Origin of the sequence: Sphingomonas sp. NFR15 (genome assembly GCF_900103265.1) — a bacterium.
Lineage (GTDB): Bacteria > Pseudomonadota > Alphaproteobacteria > Sphingomonadales > Sphingomonadaceae > Sphingomonas > Sphingomonas pollutisoli.
The window spans coordinates 63,034-81,471 of the sequence record NZ_FMWX01000003.1; the positions used below are offsets into that span (position 1 = coordinate 63,034).

Annotated in this window: 14 protein-coding genes; 8 read left to right on the forward strand and 6 right to left on the reverse strand. The window is 68.4% G+C overall.

Annotation, left to right across the window (positions count from 1 at the left end; translation table 11 throughout):
* The first annotated feature begins 66 nt into the window (after window positions 1-66).
* Together BLS81_RS08490 and BLS81_RS08495 are read left to right on the forward strand one after the other, a co-directional pair.
* Complete coding sequence (locus BLS81_RS08490; RefSeq protein ID WP_093223084.1) at window positions 67-2,367, forward strand: TonB-dependent receptor; 2,301 nt, start codon at window positions 67-69, stop codon at window positions 2,365-2,367.
* A 28-nt stretch (window positions 2,368-2,395) separates the two neighbouring features.
* The gene (locus BLS81_RS08495; protein ID WP_093223086.1) at window positions 2,396-5,020 is read left to right on the forward strand and encodes a M14 family metallopeptidase; all 2,625 of its coding nucleotides are present in this window, start codon (window positions 2,396-2,398) and stop codon (window positions 5,018-5,020) included.
* Window positions 5,021-5,056: 36 nt separating this feature from the next.
* Here the strand turns inward: BLS81_RS08495 and hutC are convergent, their stop codons facing one another.
* Window positions 5,057-5,767 carry a histidine utilization repressor gene (gene hutC / locus BLS81_RS08500; protein ID WP_093223087.1) on the reverse strand — a complete coding sequence of 237 codons (711 nt, stop codon included), beginning with the start codon at window positions 5,765-5,767 and terminating at the stop codon, window positions 5,057-5,059.
* Window positions 5,764-7,149 (reverse strand): formimidoylglutamate deiminase, encoded by a 1,386-nt coding sequence (locus BLS81_RS08505; protein WP_093223089.1) that lies wholly within the window; start codon window positions 7,147-7,149, stop codon window positions 5,764-5,766. Before BLS81_RS08505 ends, hutC begins: the two co-directional genes overlap by 4 nt.
* A gap of 107 nt (window positions 7,150-7,256) precedes the next feature.
* Here BLS81_RS08505 and hutI point away from each other — a divergent pair, with 107 nt between their 5' ends.
* The 5 genes from hutI to BLS81_RS08530 are packed head-to-tail and all read left to right on the forward strand — an operon-like array spanning window position 7,257 to window position 13,037.
* A complete protein-coding gene (gene hutI / locus BLS81_RS08510) occupies window positions 7,257-8,456 on the forward strand; it encodes an imidazolonepropionase (protein ID WP_093223091.1) in 1,200 nt (399 codons plus the stop codon).
* Window positions 8,453-9,982 (forward strand): histidine ammonia-lyase, encoded by a 1,530-nt coding sequence (gene hutH / locus BLS81_RS08515; RefSeq protein WP_218123105.1) that lies wholly within the window; start codon window positions 8,453-8,455, stop codon window positions 9,980-9,982. Before hutI ends, hutH begins: the two co-directional genes overlap by 4 nt.
* Window positions 9,979-10,785: an N-formylglutamate deformylase gene (gene hutG, locus BLS81_RS08520; RefSeq protein ID WP_093223093.1), complete on the forward strand. Its 807-nt coding sequence runs from the start codon at window positions 9,979-9,981 to the stop codon at window positions 10,783-10,785. Before hutH ends, hutG begins: the two co-directional genes overlap by 4 nt.
* Window positions 10,786-10,800: 15 nt before the next feature.
* Complete coding sequence (gene hutU / locus BLS81_RS08525; RefSeq protein ID WP_093223095.1) at window positions 10,801-12,468, forward strand: urocanate hydratase; 1,668 nt, start codon at window positions 10,801-10,803, stop codon at window positions 12,466-12,468.
* Complete coding sequence (locus BLS81_RS08530; protein WP_218123106.1) at window positions 12,465-13,037, forward strand: HutD/Ves family protein; 573 nt, start codon at window positions 12,465-12,467, stop codon at window positions 13,035-13,037. Before hutU ends, BLS81_RS08530 begins: the two co-directional genes overlap by 4 nt.
* A 15-nt stretch (window positions 13,038-13,052) precedes the next feature.
* Here the strand turns inward: BLS81_RS08530 and BLS81_RS08535 are convergent, their stop codons facing one another.
* The 4 genes from BLS81_RS08535 to BLS81_RS08550 all read right to left on the reverse strand — a co-directional run bounded on the left by BLS81_RS08535 (window position 13,053) and on the right by BLS81_RS08550 (window position 17,409).
* Window positions 13,053-13,967, reverse strand: coding sequence for a LysR family transcriptional regulator (locus tag BLS81_RS08535; protein ID WP_093223097.1), 915 nt, complete (start codon window positions 13,965-13,967; stop codon window positions 13,053-13,055).
* Window positions 13,964-15,307: an FAD/NAD(P)-binding protein gene (locus tag BLS81_RS08540; protein WP_093223099.1), complete on the reverse strand. Its 1,344-nt coding sequence runs from the start codon at window positions 15,305-15,307 to the stop codon at window positions 13,964-13,966. Before BLS81_RS08540 ends, BLS81_RS08535 begins: the two co-directional genes overlap by 4 nt.
* Before the next feature lie 119 nt (window positions 15,308-15,426).
* Window positions 15,427-16,599 (reverse strand): prolyl aminopeptidase, encoded by a 1,173-nt coding sequence (gene pip / locus BLS81_RS08545; RefSeq protein ID WP_256326140.1) that lies wholly within the window; start codon window positions 16,597-16,599, stop codon window positions 15,427-15,429.
* 60 nt (window positions 16,600-16,659) lie between these two features.
* Complete coding sequence (locus BLS81_RS08550) at window positions 16,660-17,409, reverse strand: SDR family oxidoreductase (RefSeq protein ID WP_093223100.1); 750 nt, start codon at window positions 17,407-17,409, stop codon at window positions 16,660-16,662.
* A 99-nt stretch (window positions 17,410-17,508) separates the two neighbouring features.
* Between BLS81_RS08550 and BLS81_RS08555 the strand changes: the two genes are divergently transcribed.
* A complete protein-coding gene (locus BLS81_RS08555) occupies window positions 17,509-18,411 on the forward strand; it encodes an AraC family transcriptional regulator (RefSeq protein WP_093223102.1) in 903 nt (300 codons plus the stop codon).
* Window positions 18,412-18,438: the final 27 nt, after the last annotated feature.

Sequence of the window (18,438 nt, forward strand, 5' to 3'; positions counted from 1 at the left end):
GTCGAGAAGCGCCCCGAGAGGCGAAACCCGCAGGAGAGCGGTAGCAACGAAAATAAGGGGACTCCTATGCGTATGATCTCGGCAAAATTGCGCGTGCTGGGTTGCACGGCGACACTGGCTCTTTCGATCGGCTTTGCCGCCAGCGCCCGCGCGCAAACCAACGACACGCCGGCGGCCGCTTCCGCCGTCAACGAATCGGGAGAGCCCGATGGCGATATCGTCGTCACCGCGACCCGGCGCGACACCTCGCTGCAACGGACGCCGATGGCGATCACGGCGTTGACCGGCCAGACATTGACCAACGCCGGCGTCACCAACATCGCGGATTACGCCAAGTTCGTGCCGAGCCTGCGCATTCAGGACAATGGACCCGGCCAGCGCCGCGTCAGCCTGCGCGGCGTGCAGACCTCCGGCGAGGCCACGGTGGGCGTCTATTATGACGACACGCCGGTGACCGGTTCGGTGGGCGTATCGAGCGACGCGGCCGGACGTACCGCCGATTTCACGTTGTTCGACGTCAATCGGATCGAGGTGCTGCGCGGCCCACAGGGCACTTTGTACGGCGCAAGCTCGATGGGCGGCGCGATCCGGGTCATCCTCAACAAGCCGACGCAGGACTATGAGGGCAAGATCGAGTCGCAGATCGCCGGAACCAAGGGCGGCGGCTTCGGCTATTTCGTCCAGGGCATGGTCAACGTGCCCCTCGTCACGGATTTGGTGGCGGTGCGCGCGGTGCTGTATCGGCGCGACGCCGACGGCTATATCGACAACAGCTTCCTCAAGCGCAAGAACGTCAACGATTATACCGCGACGGGCGGCCGGCTGATGGTGCGCGTGACGCCCTCGTCGAACCTGACGATCGACGGGTCGGCGATGATCGAGAATACCGATGCGTATTCGGCGAGCTGGAACCCCGCCGTCGGCGACTATAAAGCCGCCACGCAGGTGATGCTGCCCTACACCGACCGATCGCAGATCTACAATCTCACCGGCAAACTCGATCTTGGTGCCGCGTCGATCACGTCGATCACGTCCTATCAGCATCGCCGCTCCGCATATGCGGCGGACGACAGCTATTATATCGGCAGCTACCGCACCGCCGCGCGGTGCGCGGCCTATGTCAATGCGGGCGGCGCCTGCTCGGCCGATCAGCTTACCAGCTATTACGGCTATATCGACAGCCTGAGCCCGGCGGCGATCTACTATCCGGGAACGACCAAGGACTTCACGCAGGAGGTGCGGATCAGCTCGAACGGAACGCATCTTTTCGACTGGACGATCGGCGGCTTCTACCAGAACCGCAAGAATGACGTGACATCGGAGGACGTGCGCGCCGACAAGGCGACCGGCGACATCATCACGCCCAATCAAATCTTCTATCGCCGCGAGATCTTCGACAAGCTCGAACAATATGCCGCGTTCGGCGAGGGCACGTTCCATCCCACGCCGACGATCGGCCTGACCGCGGGTATCCGATACTTCAGCTACAACAAGACGGTGCAAGGCTTCACCGACGTGGCCTGGACGCTGATCGGCGCGCCGGCGCGGCCGCTGTCGTCGGTCGATTCTTCGGAAAGCGGCACGTTGCTCAAGTTCAACGCGTCCTGGCAGGCGAACGCCGACATGATGTTTTACGCCACCGCGTCGCAGGGCTTCCGCCCGGGGGGTGCCAACCAGGTGATCGGCCTGTCGGCGGACCTGACCCCGTACAAATCGGACAGCCTGTGGAATTACGAGATCGGCGCCAAGCTCGGCCTGCTCGACCGCAAGCTGACGCTGAACCTCGCCGCGTATCAGATCGACTGGACCAACATCCAGGTCAGCGGCCGCACGACCAACGGCGCGTTCAGCTTCCTGTCCAATGCCGGTGCCGCCCGTATCCGGGGTGTCGAAGCCGAAGCGTTCCTCCGCCCGATGCGCGGACTGCAACTCACCGTGTCGGGCAATTACATCGACCCGCGCTTGACGCAGGACCAAGTGAACGACTCGGTCGTCGCCGCCGGCCGGGTGGGTGACCGCATTCCTTATATACCGAATTGGGCCGGCTCGGCCGGCGCGGAATATACCAGGCCGCTCAGCAGCGGGCTCGACTTCTTCGCCCGCGCGGACGTGAATTATGTCGGATCGTCGTTCTCGGAATTCCGCCCCACCAACGTCTATCGCGTGAAGATGGCGGCATATTCGCTGACGAACCTGCGTGTCGGTGTCGATCTCAAGCAGAGTGATGCGGGCGTCTATCTGTTCGTCAACAACCTGTTCGATGCGGTCGCGATCAACCGCGCGTCGCAATCGTCAACCGCGAACTCCTATTCCGCCACCTCCGCCGCGCCGCGTACGATCGGCATCAACGTGCGCAAGAGCTTCTGAACGCCCTTCCAGACAAAGGTACATCCCCATGACCAGATCGCTGTCGCGCGCGATACGCGTGTTGTTCCTGACCTCGGCGCTCGGACTGTGCGCGCCCGCCTTGGCGCAAACCGTGCCGAGCCCGAAAGCGGTGCTGGGGCATGACCCCGGCGACGATTATTACCTCGCCAATTACGAGGACTCGATCCGGTATTTCCGCGCGCTCGCGGCGGCGTCGGACCGGATCAAAATGTTCGACGCCGGCAAGACGACGCAGGGGCGCACGATGACCTATGCGGTGATCTCCTCGGCCGCCAATCTCGCGGATTTCGAGAAGTACAAGGCGATCTCGAAACGGCTCGGCGATCCGCGCGGACTCACCGACGCGCAGGCGCGCGAGCTCGCCAAGAGCGGCAAGATCATCGTTCACATCGATGGCGGCATGCACTCGAGCGAAGTCTCCGACCATCAATTGCCGCTCGCGCTCGCCTACAAACTGCTGTCGGCGAAAAACGACGCCGAGATCGATGCGATCTTGGACAAGGTCATCCTGGTGCTGTGGCCGACGCTCAACCCGGACGGGCAGGACATGGTGGTCGACTGGTACCGGAAACAGCGCGGTACCAAATGGGAAACGAGCCGAACGCCCTGGCTGTACCAGGAATATGTCGGCCACGATAACAACCGCGACGGCTACATGCTCAACATGAAGGAAAGCCAGGTCGTCGTCGCGGCCGAGCAGACCTATTCGCCGGTGATCTGGTATTCGCAGCACCAGACCGCACCGTTCCCGGCGCGAATCTGGGTGCCGCCCTTCGCCGACCCGGTATCGTCGAACATCAGCCCGTACATGCGAATCTGGACTAACGCGCTCGGCACCAACATCATGACACGCATGCAGGCCGAGCAGAAGCCCGGCGCGATCGCGCAGGCGCGTTTCGACAATTGGTACGCGGGCTTCCTCGATTACATTCATGTGTTCCGCAACACGATCTCCTTCTTCACCGAGACGGCGCATGACAGCGCCACGCCGATGACCACCAAGGTCTCGGACTTTCCGGCGAACATGCGCGATCTCAAGGCGCAGATCATGTATCCGGACCCGTGGCGCGGCGGCGAATGGCACCTCAAGAACTCGGTCGATTATATGGTGACCGCGTCGATGGCGGTGCTCGACACCGCGCAGAAATATGGCGAGACACTGCTGTACAATCGCTATCAGGCCGGGCGTGACATGGTCGCGGCGTCGGCCAAGGACGGCCCGGCCGCCTATGTCATCCCGGCCGGCCAGACCGACATGCCCGAAGCGGCGTCGCTCGCGCAGTTGATGCTGAGCCACGGGCTCGATGTGCTCCAGATCGACAAGCCGGCGCTGATCGACGGCCATACGTATGACGCGGGCAGTTGGATCGTGCCGACGGATCAGCCCTTCGCCGGGCTGGCGCGCGAATTGTTCGAGAAGCAGACCTATCCCGACGCAATCCTCGACGGCACCGGCAAACCCGTGGATCTGCCCTATGACGTGACGGGGTGGACGCTGCCGATGCAGATGGGCGTGCGGGTCGATCGCGTCGTCCAGCCGCTCGCACCCGAACTGCGCGCCGGCATGCGCAAGATCAGCACGGCCACCCCGCCGGCCGGCGCGATATCGGGGACGGGGACGACGTTCCTGGTGAGCCGCCGCGTCAATAACAGTTACCGCGTACTCAACAGCGCGCTCGCGGCGGGCGGCAAGGCGGTGTGGACAAGCGCAGCGCTGAAACCCGGCGCGGCCCCCGAGGATGCGATCGCGATCACCGGCATGGCCGCGCCGGCGATGTCCAAGATCGCGGCGGATTTCAGCGCGGCGGTGACGGCTTCGCCGGACAAGGTGAGCGGCCCGGCCGTTCGCAAGGGGCGTGTGGCACTGTATCGCCCGTGGGGATCGAACATCGACGAAGGCTGGACGCGCTGGCTGCTCGAACACTATGATTTCCAGCCGAAGAGCGTTCACAACGCCGACGTGAAGGCCGGGCTGGCGGGCAAGTACGACACGATCATCATCCCGGACATGAGCGCGCCCAGCAAGGGGCGCCCCGGCGATACGGCGCCGGCTCCGGACGTGATCTCCGCGTACAAGGGGCCGCTCGGCACTCTGATGGACGGCTTTGCCCCCAGCCAGATGCCGGCGCCTTATGCCGGCGGGATCGGCAAGGACGGCGCCGCGAAACTGATGGCGTTCGTCCGCGAAGGGGGTACGCTGGTGGCGCTCAACAATGCCTCGGACGCGATCATCGATCTGTTCGATCTGCCGGTCACCAATATCCTGAAGGACGTGAAGAGCGAGCAGTTCTTCTGCTCCGGCGCGTTGCTGGCGGTCGAGCTCAAGCAGGGGGCGTCGGCGACGGCGGGCATGCCGGCGAACCCGATCGTCATGTTCGAGCGCGGGCCGGCGTTCGCGCCCAAGGCCGGGTTCCAGGGCGAGATCCTCGCGTCCTATCCCGCAACGGGCAATCCGCTGCGCAGCGGCGTGCTGCTCCACCCCGAAATGATCCAGGGCAAGGCGGCGGCAGTGTCCGTCTCGTACGGCAAGGGCAAAATCTACCTCTTTGGCTTCAAGCCGCAATGGCGTGCGCAGTCGCACGGCACTTACAAGCTCCTGTTCAACACGCTTTATCCCAGCACCGCCCAGTGACGTGCGGCGCTCCGGTCCCGCTCGGGACCGGAGCGCTCACCGCGTCGCGCCGAAACGGGCGACGAGATCGTAGCTGTTTCCGACGAACAATTGCCGCACATAGGTGATGCGGTCGCTGCTGCGCCACGTCCGGCGTTCGACGCACAGGCAAGCCGAGCGCTGCGGAATGCGTAACAGCCGGGCTTCCTCCGCCGTCGCTTCGAGCGCGGAGATACGCGTTTCCGCCTCCGTCCAGGGAACGTGCTTCAACAGCCAACTGCCCGGCGAGATCGCCTCGATATCCGTCGCGTCGCTGATGTCCGGCACCGCCTGCACGCTGATGAGCCGATATTCCAGCGCCAGCGGAATGCCGTCGGCAAGGTGCAGCCCTTCGAGCTCGAACAGATCGCCGCCACCGGCAAGCTGCATCTCGTCGTCGAGGCTGGGGACGGGTGGCCGCAGCCTGTGGCCGATGGGTTCATAGGCATAGGCTTGCCCACGTTCGCGGATCTGCGATGGCAGATCGGGAACATCGAGCACCATCGAATGCATGCGCGGCCGCGCGACGAAGGTGCCCGCGCGCTTGCGCCGGTCGATCAGTCCAGCCGACAGCAACGCGGACAGCGCCTTGTTCACCGTCATGCGCGCGCAGCCATAATGCTGCATCAACTCCTGCTCGATCGGCAGGCGGTCGCCGGGGGCGAGCTCGCCCGACAGGATGCGGGCCTCGAAGTCGGACCGGATCCGTTCGTGCAAGGGCTGTCTCATGCCGAAAGCGTCTCCAGCACACGGCGATAGCGCGCGATGATCGCCGCGCGCGCGCGATGCCTGCCACCGCTAACCAGCTTTGTGCCATGTCGCCAGATGCAATCGATCCCGCCCCGTCCGGCGGCGAAAACCAGCCCGTCGATCAGTCCATCGGCGGTACGCGCGGCCAGTGACGGGTGGGCGAGATCGAGGCTGACGAGATCGGCGGACACGCCGACCGCGAGCCCGGAGGTGACGCCCAACGCCGATGCGCCTCCGGCCAGGGCGGCGGTGTAGATATCGCGGCCGGTCGATCGCCCGGTGTCGTTCGCGAGCATGTTGCGGCCGCGATGCGCCAGTCGCTGCCCATATTCGAGCAGGCGCATTTCCTCGGTCGCGTCGATCAGCACGTTCGAATCGCTGCCGATACCATAGCGCCCGCCGGCGGCGAGGAACGGGGCAGCGGGGAAGATGCCGTCGCCAAGATTGGCTTCGGTGATCGGACACAATCCGGCGACCGCGCCCGATCGCGCCATCGCTTCCGCTTCGGCGTCGGTCATGTGCGTGGCGTGGACGAGGCACCATCGGGGGTCGACCTCGGCGTGGGCGAGGAGCCATTCGACCGGCCGCTGCCCGCTCCAGGCGAGGCACGCCTCGACCTCGCCGGTTTGCTCGGCGATGTGGATGTGAATCGGGCTGCGCTCCGCCATGGCGATCAGCGACGCGAGCTGTTCGGGCGACACGGCGCGCAGGCTGTGCGGGGCGACGCCGACGACGGCGTCGGGCAACGCCCCCGCCGCGACCTCGGCGGCGGTTGCGAACAGGCGAGCATAGCCATCGAGATCGTGGACGAAGCGTGCCTGATTGACGCGAGGCGGCTGCGCGCCGAAGCCGGCATGGGCATAGAACACCGGCAGCAAGGTGAGGCCGATCCCGCTTTCCGCGGCGGCGGCGATGATGGCGCCGCTCATCTCGGCGGGGTTGGCGAAGCGCTGCCCGTCGCGATCGTGATGCAGATACTGGAACTCGCCGACGCGCGTGAAGCCGCTCTCGAGCATCTCGACATAGGCGAGCGCGGCGATCGCCTGCACGTCGTCCGGCGTCATGCGGGCGACGAAGCGATACATGACGTCGCGCCACGTCCAGAAACTGTCCTGCGCTGGCCCGCGCGTCTCGGCGCGGCCGGCCATGCCGCGCTGGAAGGCGTGGCTGTGGAGGTTGGGAAGGCCGGGCAGGGCGCATCCGTGCCGTTCGTCGTCCGGCGCGGGAGCGCTGCCGGGTGCGAGCGCGGCGATCCGCCCGTCGGCGACGGTGATCCGCACGTCGCGCGCCCAGCCTTCGGGCAACAACGCGTGCTGGAAAAAGAGCGAAGCGCGTCCAGCGGACGGGCGGCGTGTTGGCATGGGAGCATCCCTGTCCTGTCGGTGTGATTTTTGTCTATACATTAAGCGAGAAGGGTGCAATCACCCTCGCCGCGAACGCGGATGCGCAACCACGAGGTGACGGTCAGGTGCGATGTGACACGCTATGGACGCATGCGCGGCTGGTGACGTGCGCCGGGGCCGGGCTGGGGCTGGTCGAGCGCGGGTGCGTCGCCGCGCGGGGCGGCATGATCGTCTTCGCGGGGCCTGCCGCCGACGCACCGATGATCGAGGCGACGCGGACGATCGACTGCGCGGGGCGCTGGATCACCCCCGGGCTGATCGACTGCCACACGCATCTCGTCCATGGCGGTGGCCGGTCGCACGAATTCGAATTGCGGCTGGCGGGTGCGTCCTATGAGGCGATCGCGCGCGCCGGAGGGGGCATCGTCTCGACGATGCGGGCGACGCGCGCCGCCAGCGAGGACGCGCTGGTCGCGAGCGCGCTGCCACGCCTCGACGCGCTGATCGCCGAGGGCGCGACGACGGTGGAGATCAAATCGGGCTACGGCCTCGACGCGGCGAGCGAGCTGCGCATGCTCCGGGCAGCGCGGCGGCTGGGGCAAGAGCGGCCGGTTCGGATCGCCACGACCTTCCTTGGCGCGCACGCGCTGCCGCCCGAATTCGCCGATGATGCCGATGGCTATATCGCGATGCTGTGCGACGAGCTGCTGCCGCAGGTCGCGGCGGCGGGACTCGCCGACGCGGTCGACGCCTTTTGCGAGGGCATCGGCTTTTCGCCCGCGCAGACCGAACGCATGTTCCAGGCCGCCGCTGCGCATCGCCTGCCGGTCAAACTCCACGCCGAGCAATTGTCCAACCTGCACGGCGCCGCGCTCGCCGCGCGCCACGGCGCGCTTTCGGCCGACCATCTCGAATATCTCGACGACGCCGGGGTGGCGGCGATGGCGCGCGCGGGCACGGTGGCGACGCTGCTGCCGGGCGCCTATTACTTCGTCCGCGAAACCCGGCTGCCGCCGGTCGCCGCGCTACGCGCGGCGGGCGTGCCGATCGCGCTGGCGACCGACTGCAATCCGGGCACGGCGCCGCTGACATCGCTGCTGCTGACGATGAACATGGGCGCGACGCTCTTCGGGCTGACCGTCGACGAATGCCTCGCCGGCGTCACCCGCAACGCCGCGCGCGCGCTCGGCCTCGCCGGCACGATCGGCACGCTGGAGGCCGGCAAGGCCTGCGATCTGGCGATCTGGGACATCGAGCGCCCCGCCGAACTGGTTTACCGCATGGGGTTCAACCCGCTCCATGCCCGCATCTGGAGTGGCCAATGAACATCATCCTGCTCAGCCCCGGCGACGTGACACTGGCCCAGTGGCGCGCCGTGTATCACGGCGCGCCGGCCCGGCTCGACCCGGCATGCGCGCCGCGCATCGCGGAGAGCGCCGCCGCGGTCGAGCGCATCCTGGCCAAGGGCGCGCCGGTCTATGGCATCAACACCGGCTTCGGAAAGCTGGCGAGCGTGCGGATCGACGACCACGACCTCGCGACGCTTCAGCGCAACATCGTGCTGAGCCATGCCGCCGGGACGGGCGCGCCCTCGCCCGTGCCGATCATCCGGCTGATGATGGCGCTGAAGCTCGCGAGCCTCGGGCAGGGCGCCTCGGGCGTGCGGCCCGCGACGGTCGCCCTGCTCGAAGCGATGCTCGATACCGGGCTGACCCCGGTCGTGCCGTGTCAGGGATCGGTCGGGGCGAGCGGCGATCTCGCGCCCTTGTCGCACATGGCGGCGGCGATGATCGGGGTGGGCGAAATCTGGGTCGGCGGGGCGCGCCTGCCCGCCGCCGAGGCGCTCGCGCAGGCGGGCCTCGCCCCGATCGAGCTTGGCCCCAAGGAAGGGCTGGCGCTGCTCAACGGCACGCAATTCTCGACTGCCAACGCGCTGGCCGGGCTGTTCGAGGCGGAAACGCTGTTCAAGTCTGCGCTGGTGACCGGCGCACTCTCGACCGAGGCGGTCAAGGGTTCGGACACGCCGTTCGACCCGCGCATCCACGCGCTGCGGCGCCATGCCGGCCAGATCGAGACGGCGGCGGCGCTGCGCCGGCTGATGGCCGGTTCGGCGATCCGCGCGAGCCATCTCGAAGACGACGCGCGCGTGCAAGACCCCTATTGCCTGCGCTGCCAGCCGCAGGTGATGGGCGCCGCGCTCGATATCCTGCGCCAGGCGGCGACGACGCTGGAAATCGAGGCGAATGGCGTCTCGGACAATCCGCTGATCTTCCCCGAAAGCGACGAGGCGCTGTCCGGCGGCAATTTCCACGCCGAGCCGGTCGCCTTCGCCGCCGACATGATCGCGCTCGCGATCTGCGAGATCGGCTCGATCGCCGAGCGGCGGATCGCGATGCTGGTCGATCCGGCGCTGTCGGGGCTGCCGGCGTTCCTCTCGCCCAAGCCCGGCCTCAATTCCGGCTTCATGATCCCGCAGGTCACCGCCGCCGCGCTCGTTTCCGAGAACAAGCAACGCGCCTATCCCGCCAGCGTCGATTCGATCCCGACCTCGGCGAACCAGGAGGATCACGTCTCGATGGCGGCGCACGGCGCGCGGCGCCTGCTGGAGATGGCCGAGAACGCCAGCGCGGTGATCGGCATCGAATATCTCGCCGCCGTACAGGCGATCGATTTCCACGCGCCGCTGGCGAGCAGCACCGTGTTGCAGGCCGCGCACGCGCGCCTGCGCGCGGACGTGCCGCATCTCTCGGACGACCGGCATTTCCACCCCGACATGGAGGCGGCCAATCGGCTCGTCCGCTCGGGCGCGCTGGTCGCGGTGGCGGGTGACGTGCTGCCGGGGGTCGCATGACCGACTGGTTGCAGGTCCATCGCGGCGATGCGCCGCTGATTCTCGCCTTTCCGCATACCGGGCTCGACCTCGCCGATGTCGAAGCCGGTTTCGTGTCCCCGTGGCGCGCGCGCCGCGACGCCGATTGGTGGATCGACCGCCTCTATGCGTTCGCGGCGGATCTGGGCGCGACGACGGTTCGCACCACGATCTCGCGCAGCGTGATCGACGTCAATCGTGATCCATCGGGCGCCTCGCTATATCCCGGCATGGCGACGACCGACATCGCGCCGACGACGACGTTCGATGGCGAGCCGCTCTACACCGGCGCGCCGCCCGATGCCGCCGAGATCGCGCGGCGCCGCGCGCGCTGGTTCGACCCGTACCATGCCGCGCTCTCGGCCGAGATCGCGCGGCTGCGCGCCGCGCACGACACGATCGTGCTCTACGACGCGCATTCGATCCGCAGCCACATCCCCCGGCTGTTCGACGGCGAGTTGCCGCAGTTCAACGTCGGCACCAATGGCGGCGCGACCTGCGCGCCCGCGCTGGGCGGCGCGGTGGAGGCGATCTGCGCCGCGAGCGGGCTCGGCCATGTCCGCGACGGGCGGTTCCGGGGGGGCTGGACCACGCGCCATTACGGCCGCCCCGAGACGGGCGTGCATGCGATCCAGATGGAACTCGCGATTCGCGGGTACATGGACGAGCCCGACGTGCCCGCCCCCGGCACCTGGCCGCCCGCTTACGACCCCGTCCGCGCGGCGCCGCTCGCCGCGATACTCCTCGATATCGTGAAGGCGTGCCTCGCCTTCACCCATGCCTGAACGCGAAGGAACGCCATGACCCGTCTCGACAACAGCCGCGCCATCCATGCCGCGACCGGCACCGATCTGACCGCGAAGAGCTGGCTGACCGAAGCGCCGCTGCGCATGCTGATGAACAACCTGCACCCCGATGTCGCCGAACGGCCCGAGGAGCTTGTCGTCTATGGCGGCATCGGCCGCGCCGCGCGTGACTGGGAAAGTTACGACAGGATCGTCGAGACGCTGCGCCGGCTGGAGGGCGACGAGACGCTGCTGGTCCAGTCGGGCAAGCCGGTGGGTGTGTTCCGCACGCATGCCGACGCGCCGCGCGTGCTGATCGCCAATTCCAACCTCGTGCCGCATTGGGCGACATGGGAGCATTTCAACGAACTCGATCGGCGCGGTTTGGCCATGTACGGCCAGATGACGGCGGGATCGTGGATCTACATCGGCACGCAGGGCATCGTGCAAGGCACCTACGAGACCTTCGCCGAGATGGGGCGCCAGCATTATGGGGGCGACCTGTCGGGCCGCTGGCTGCTGACGGCGGGGCTGGGCGGAATGGGCGGCGCGCAACCGCTCGCGGCGGTGATGGCGGGGGCGTCGTGCCTCGCGATCGAATGCCAGCAGAGCCGGATCGATATGCGCCTCCGGACCGGCTATCTCGATGTCGCGGCGGCGACGATCGAGGAGGCGATGGCGATCATCGAGCGGAGCTGCGCCGACAAGACGCCGGTCTCGGTCGGCCTGATCGGCAACGCCGCCGAGATCCTGCCCGAACTCTACCGCCGCGGCATCCGCCCGGACCTGCTCACCGACCAGACCAGCGCGCACGATCCCGTCAACGGCTATCTGCCGATCGGCTGGAGCGTCGCGGAGTGGGCCGAGCGCCGCGAGCGCGATCCGCAGGGCGTGGCGGCCGCCGCCAAGCAGGCGATGGCGGTGCATGTCCGCGCGATGCTCGACTTCCACGCCGCCGGCGTGCCGACCACCGATTACGGCAACAACATCCGCCAGGTCGCGCTCGACGCGGGCGTGGCCAATGCGTTCGATTTTCCCGGTTTCGTGCCCGCCTATATCCGGCCGCTGTTCTGCCGCGGGGTCGGCCCGTTCCGCTGGGTCGCGCTGTCGGGCGATCCCGAGGACATCTACAAGACCGACGCCAAGGTGAAGGAACTGCTGCCCGACGACACACACCTGCACCATTGGCTCGACATGGCGCGTGAGAAGATCCGCTTCCAGGGATTGCCGGCGCGGATCTGCTGGGTCGGGCTGGGCGACCGCCACCGGCTCGGCCTCGCCTTCAACGAGATGGTCGCCAATGGCGAGCTGAAGGCGCCGGTGGTGATCGGGCGCGACCATCTCGATTCGGGTTCGGTCGCCTCGCCCAATCGCGAGACCGAGGCGATGCGCGATGGCAGCGACGCGGTGAGCGACTGGCCGCTGCTCAACGCGCTGCTCAACACCGCGAGCGGCGCCACCTGGGTGTCGCTGCATCATGGCGGCGGCGTCGGCATGGGCTTCTCGCAGCATTCGGGCATGGTGATCGTGGCCGACGGCACGCCGGAGGCGGCGGCGCGGCTCGGGCGGGTGCTGTGGAACGATCCCGCGACCGGGGTGATGCGCCACGCCGACGCCGGTTACGAGATCGCGCGGGATTGCGCGCGCGAGAAGCACCTCGACCTGCCGGGCATCCTGGGGTGAGCGACGGCGCCCTGATCCGCGCGGCCGACAGCCCGCAGGTGGCGTGGAAGAACGGCGGCGGGGTGACGCGCGAGATCGCGCGCTTTCCGGCGGGCGCCGGCCTCGACGATTTCGCGTGGCGGCTGAGCGCGGCGCGGGTCGATGTGCCGGGGGCGTTTTCGCATTTCGCGCGCGTCGACCGCACGATCGCGATCCTGTCGGGCCGGCTGCGGCTGGAGGTGGCGGGGCGCGCGCCCGTCACGCTCGCGCCCGCGTGCGCGGCCTATCACTTTGCGGGCGACGTCGCCGCGTTCGGCTCGCCCGAAGGCGGCCCCGTGCTCGACCTGAATTTGATGGTACGGCGCGATGCCGGCGTGGGCGTGATCCGCGCGTTCGACGCCGGTGTGATCGACGAGGTCGATGCGGGGGCGATCCTGGTCGCGCGCCGCGATCTGGTGCTTCGCATCGGCGCGCGGACCGTCGCCATACGCGCGCACGACGCCTTCCGGTTCGACGCGCGGGGCGAGGGTGTCACGGTGAGCGCGCCGGTGAAGATCGCCTCGGTGCGTCCTCCGGCCGGATCGTCCTGACCGGCGGGCGCGGGATCAGCGCTTCCCTTTGGCGGCGCCATCGGGCTGGGGGCCGCCCGCGCGCAGCATCGCGACGAACGCCGCCTCGGTCGGCGACAGGCTGCGCTTGGGATGGCGGATCATGCGGAACTGGCGTTCGGGCAGCGCGAGCGGCACCTGCCGCAGCAGCCCCGCCTCGATCCGCCCGGCCACAACGCTTGCGGACAGGACCGTGGCCGCGCGCCCGGTCTCGACCGCGCTGGCCATCGCCTCGTTGGAGGCCACCTCCATCATGACCTTCAGCTTGGCGGGATCGACGCCGAGCCGCTTGAGGTCGTTCTCGAACTCGAGCCGCGTGCCCGAGCCCTGCTCGCGCAGCACCCAGGCGCTGCGATACAGATCCTCTGGGCGGGGCGGCGTGTCCGCCCAGGGGTGATCGGGCGCGACGACCAACACGAGCTGATCGCGCGCCACCACCTCGCTCGTCAGGTCGGGCGCGGGCAGATCGCCCTCGACCAGCCCGAGCGACGCCTCGCCCGAGCGCAGCTTGCGGCTGACCTCCGCGGTGTTGGCGATCGTGATGCTGAGCTGAATGTCCGGGTGGAGCGCGTGGAAGCCGTTCAGCCGGGCGGGGAGCCAGTAGCTCGCGATCGTGTGGCTGGCGTGGACGTGGAGGACGCCCTGGCGCAGCCCGCCGAGATCGAGCAGGCGCGCGCGCGCGGCGTCCGCCCGGCCGAGCGTGGCGCGCGCTTCATCCAGGAACGCGCGGCCGGTGTCGGTCAGTTCGATCCGGCGGCCGATCCGGTCGAAGAAGCGGAGCCCGAACTCCCGCTCGAGCTGGACCACCGCGTGGCTGACGGCGGACTGCGACAGGTGGACGTGCTCCGCCGCGCGGCGGATATGCTCGCGCTCGGCGACGGCGACGAAGATCCGCAACTGTTCGAGCGTCATGGCGCGGTCCGCGCGTGCGCCAGCAGGGCCGCGAGGTCTCGCGCCTGCTGGCGGATTTCGGGGATGGCGATCGATTCGAACAGCACGCCGAGCCGCGCCGGGCCGATCGCGTGCAGATCATGGGCGGGAACGCCGTTCCGGTCGAAGAGCGCGCCGGCTGGGGTGCAGCGCAGCCCGGCGCCGCCGAAGCCCGGCACGATCGTCCCCGCCTCCAGCATGGTCCGCAACAGCGGCGAGGCGGCCTTTGCATAATCGAGGCTGGGGCCGGTGCAGTTGATGACATGCGCGGCCTCGACATCCAGACGGTCGCCACCCGTGCGCGCGGCGACCCGCAGCCGATCGCCGGCGGCGACGATCGCGTCGATCCGGCCGTCCAGCACGCGGAGCGTGCCAACGCGACGTTCGGCGTCGATGATGTCGGCGATGGTGGGCGCCATGCGATGGCGACGGATCTCCCAGCGCCGTTGCAGGTGCCGCCGGAACCGGCGCTTCTCGACATCCGGCAGGGCCAGCCACAAGGGGTTCACCACGGGCCGCATGCTGTCCACCGCCGCGCGCCACTCGGTGCCGCCGCGCAGCGCGGTGTGGAAGGCGTGCAGATAGGCACGCGCCGTCGCCGGCGTGGCGCCGGGCGCGAACACCGGCGCGGCGAGCGTCGCGTGTGGCGCGTGCCGTTCGGGGAAGAGGCCGCGCCGCGAGACGGTGGTGATCCGCCCGCGATGCCCATTCTCCCGCAGCCGCATGATGACGTCGACCGCGGTCAGGCCGGTGCCGATCAGCACGACCTCCTCGTCCGCACCGATCCCGGCGAACACGCCGTCTGCCCACGCATCATGGTGGTAGCGGCCGGTCGCGTCGATCTCCGGCGGGACGCCCGGCAGCCGTGCGGGATCGAAATGGCCGCACGCGAGCACGACCTGCCGCGCTGTGACGGTCCCCCCGCCGGCGAGGGTGATCGTGTACAGGCCGTCCGACTTGGCGCAGGCGATCGCAGTGTCGCGGATATGCTCGGGCGCGGCGGCGCAATAGAGCTGGCGCAGATACAGGCCGAAGATCGGACGGGGGACGAACGTGCCGGGATCGGTCTCGGCGGACACGTTCTCGCGCATCCAGGCGACGAAGTGACCGGGATCATCGGGGTCCGCGCTCATACCGCTCGCGGCGACGTTCAGCAGGTTCTTGAGCGAGGGCGTGGCATAGGCGAGGCCGAAGGCGGGCCGGTCGGTCGGAGCGATGATCGTGCAGCTCCGCTGGTGGAGCCGCTTCAGATTCCACGCGATCAGCGCGGCACTGGCGCCGCCCCCGATGATGACGATGTCGCGAATGGTTCGTACCGGCACGAGGATGTCCTTTCCCTTGGTCGGGCCGGGATATGTGAGCGCGCGGTTGTTCGATCCATGTCAAACATATGGCCATTCCGTTCGATTCCATCGAACGATCAACCCTCCTCCCGCCCGGTTCAGTGGATCGGCGCCAGTCCATCCATGATCGCGGTCAGCGCGAGCGCGGTCTGGAGTTCCATCGCGCTGTGGCCGGCGTTGGTTCGGACATAGGTCACCGGCGTCGCGCCGGCGCGGGCCAGCGCATCGACCAGCCGTGACGCCTGGGTGAGCGGGCAGACCTGATCGAAGCGGCCATGCACGATATGGATCGGCAGGTGCGCGATCCTGTCGATGTTGCCGAGGATGTAATCGGGTTCGAGGAACAGGTGGTTCGCGAAGAAATGCGCCTCGATCTGCGCGAAGGACAGCGCGAATTCGGCATCGCCGAACTTGCCGGGGTCGTCGTCCTGCGGGATCATGTTCGAAATCGTGCCTTCCCACACCGACCAGGCCAGCGCCGCGCAGAGCTGGTGGGCGCGGGCGTCATCGTTGGCGGGCACGGCGTCGAAGAGCGCCTTGTACGCCCCCATCATGTCGTGCCGATCGCGCTGCGGGATGATCTCGACGAACGCCTTCCACTCGTCGGGATAGGCGATGTAGCTGCCGGGTGCGGTCAGCGCGAACGGCGCGTCGGCGAACGTGGCGGCATTGCCCTGGTACATATATTCGAGGTCTTGCCGCGCGCCGATGAAGATGCCGCGCAGCACCAGCGACGCGACATGGTGCGGGTGCCGGATCGCATAGACAAGCGCCAGCGTGCTGCCCCAGCTCCCGCCGAACACGTGCATCGGCCCGGTGATGCCGAGCGCGTCGCGCAAGGCGTTGATGTCCGCGACGAGATGGTCGGTCGTGTTGCGGACCAGCGCCACGGCGGGCCCGGCCTGCGCGACGGTGGGCGTGCTCTTCCCGCAGCCGCGCTGGTCGAACAGGATCACGCGGTAGCGGGCGGGATCGAAGAAGCGCGACATCACCGGCGCGCAGGCGCCGCCCGGCCCGCCATGCAGGAACATCACCGGCTCACCGGCGGGATCGCCATATTCTTCCCAGTAGAGCGTGTGATCGGGCTCGTGATCGACCTGGAGGAACCCGCTGCGGTTCGCCGCGCGCTGGGGATATTTCCAGGCGTCGCCGATGGTGCTCGCGGTCTGGAGTTCCGATAGATCGATCATGCCCGCACCATCCCGTCGCCACCCCACCGAAGCCTCGCGCTTCGTCATCATGCCGCTTTGCCCGAGGTCGATGCGCGGCATCAAGAGCGGCGCACACACGCGGCGATGCGTGTGTGCGCCGCCCGGCGCGCGGACGTTCGATCAACCCGCCTCGGCCATCCACTGCACCGCGTCTTCGCCCGCCGCGATCCTGAGCGGCGCGCCGGCCTCCGTGGCCGCGTGCCAGACCGCCTCGGCGACATCGCGCGGGTGCGTGACCGGCCCCGTATCTTGCTGGAAATTGGCGATCATGGTTTCGATGAGCGGCTTGTAGTCGGGGTTATCGAGCCCGCGCAGATGCGGCATCGCATTGGTGCCGAAGCGGGTTTCCGGCGCGCGCCCGGGAAGGACGATGTGGACGCGCACGCCGAACGGCTCCATTTCCGCCGCGAGCGATTCGGTCAGCGCGTTCACCGCCGCCTTGCTCGCGCGGTAGGTGCTGATCAGCGGCAGCGGCTTGAGCGTCGCCGACGACGTGACGTTGATGATGGTTCCGCCACGGCGCTCGCGGAATGCGGGCAGCACCGCCTGCATCATCGCCAACGTCCCCAGCGTGTTGGTTTCGAACAATCGGCGCGCGGTGTCGGGGTCGATCAGTTCGAGGGGCACGGCGGCACCGAAGCCCGCGTTGTTGACGAGGACGTCGATGGCGCCCGCCTGCCGCAGCGCGCCGGCGATGCTGGCGGGGTCGGTGACGTCGAGCGGGAGGACGGTGAGCGCGTCGGACGGCGGCAGGAGGTCCGCCTTCGGGTCGCGCATCGTGGCGATGACCTTCCAGCCGCGTTCGAGGAACAGCTTCGCGGTTTCGAGGCCGAAGCCGGACGAGCAGCCGGTAATCAGGACAGTGGGCATGAAAAACTCCGTGAAGGATTGCGGGTGCCACGAAGGTGGCCATCGCGACCAAGACCGTCTATGGTCGGCAATCCCGAATGCGTTGGTGATAGTCCTGATATGATCGTCGATCCGCTTGCCGAGATCGTGACCCTGCTTCAGCCGTCCGCGAGCTTCTCGAAGCTGGTCGAATATGCCGGGCGCTGGCGCATCCGCCGCGATGTCGAGGGCAAGCCGGTCTTTTTCGCCGTGCTGGAGGGCGCGTGCCGGCTGGTCGGCGCGGGGCGATCGTCGATCATCGTGCGCGCGGGCGATTTCGTGCTCTCACCATCGATCGACAAGCAGGTAATCGAGAGCATCGACGCACCGGCGCACGGCATCGACATGGTGCCCGCCGAAATCGGCGAAGGTCGGTACCGGGTGGGGCCGGCGGACGCGCCGGTCAATCTCAGGATGCAGGTCGGCTTGTGCAGCTTCGCGTCGCCCGACGCGGCTCTGCTCGTCTCGCTGCTCCCCGCGATCGTCGTCGCGCGCGGCGAGCCACGGCTCGCGCAGTTGCTGCATCTGGTCGGCGACGAGACCCGCCAGTCCCGGCCGGGGCGTGAGCTGGTGCTCGAGCGCCTTCTCGAAGTGCTGCTGATCGAGGCGCTGCGGTGCGGGTCCGACACGGTGCCCGTGCCGAGCCTGGCGCGCGGCCTTGCCGACGATCGCCTTGCCGCCGCGCTGCGTGCGATCCATGCGCGGCCGGAGCATGGCTGGACGGTCGCCGCGCTCGCCGCCGAGGCCGCGATGTCGCGATCAGCCTTCTTCGCGCGCTTCAGCCGCGTCGTCGGGCTGCCGCCGATGGGATATCTGGTCGCCTGGCGCATGGCGCTCGCCAAGCGCCTGCTGAGCACGCGCGACCTGGCGATCGAGGGCGTCGCCGCGCGGGTCGGCTACGGCTCCGCGAGCACGTTCAGCACCGCCTTCACACGCCACGTCGGAACGCCGCCGATGCGCTACGCGCGGACGGCGGCGCGCTGACCGCGCGGGCTTTCCGGCGGGTCCGGG

Coding starts and splice junctions, on each gene's coding strand:
- BLS81_RS08490 (WP_093223084.1), top strand. CDS start 67: ATGCGTATGATCTCGGCAAAATTGCGCGTGCTGGGTTGCACGGCGACA.
- BLS81_RS08495 (WP_093223086.1), top strand. CDS start 2,396: ATGACCAGATCGCTGTCGCGCGCGATACGCGTGTTGTTCCTGACCTCG.
- hutC (WP_093223087.1), bottom strand. CDS start 5,767: ATGAGACAGCCCTTGCACGAACGGATCCGGTCCGACTTCGAGGCCCGC.
- BLS81_RS08505 (WP_093223089.1), bottom strand. CDS start 7,149: ATGCCAACACGCCGCCCGTCCGCTGGACGCGCTTCGCTCTTTTTCCAG.
- hutH (WP_218123105.1), top strand. CDS start 8,453: ATGAACATCATCCTGCTCAGCCCCGGCGACGTGACACTGGCCCAGTGG.
- hutG (WP_093223093.1), top strand. CDS start 9,979: ATGACCGACTGGTTGCAGGTCCATCGCGGCGATGCGCCGCTGATTCTC.
- hutU (WP_093223095.1), top strand. CDS start 10,801: ATGACCCGTCTCGACAACAGCCGCGCCATCCATGCCGCGACCGGCACC.
- BLS81_RS08535 (WP_093223097.1), bottom strand. CDS start 13,967: ATGACGCTCGAACAGTTGCGGATCTTCGTCGCCGTCGCCGAGCGCGAG.
- pip (WP_256326140.1), bottom strand. CDS start 16,599: ATGCCGCGCATCGACCTCGGGCAAAGCGGCATGATGACGAAGCGCGAG.
- BLS81_RS08550 (WP_093223100.1), bottom strand. CDS start 17,409: ATGCCCACTGTCCTGATTACCGGCTGCTCGTCCGGCTTCGGCCTCGAA.
- BLS81_RS08555 (WP_093223102.1), top strand. CDS start 17,509: ATGATCGTCGATCCGCTTGCCGAGATCGTGACCCTGCTTCAGCCGTCC.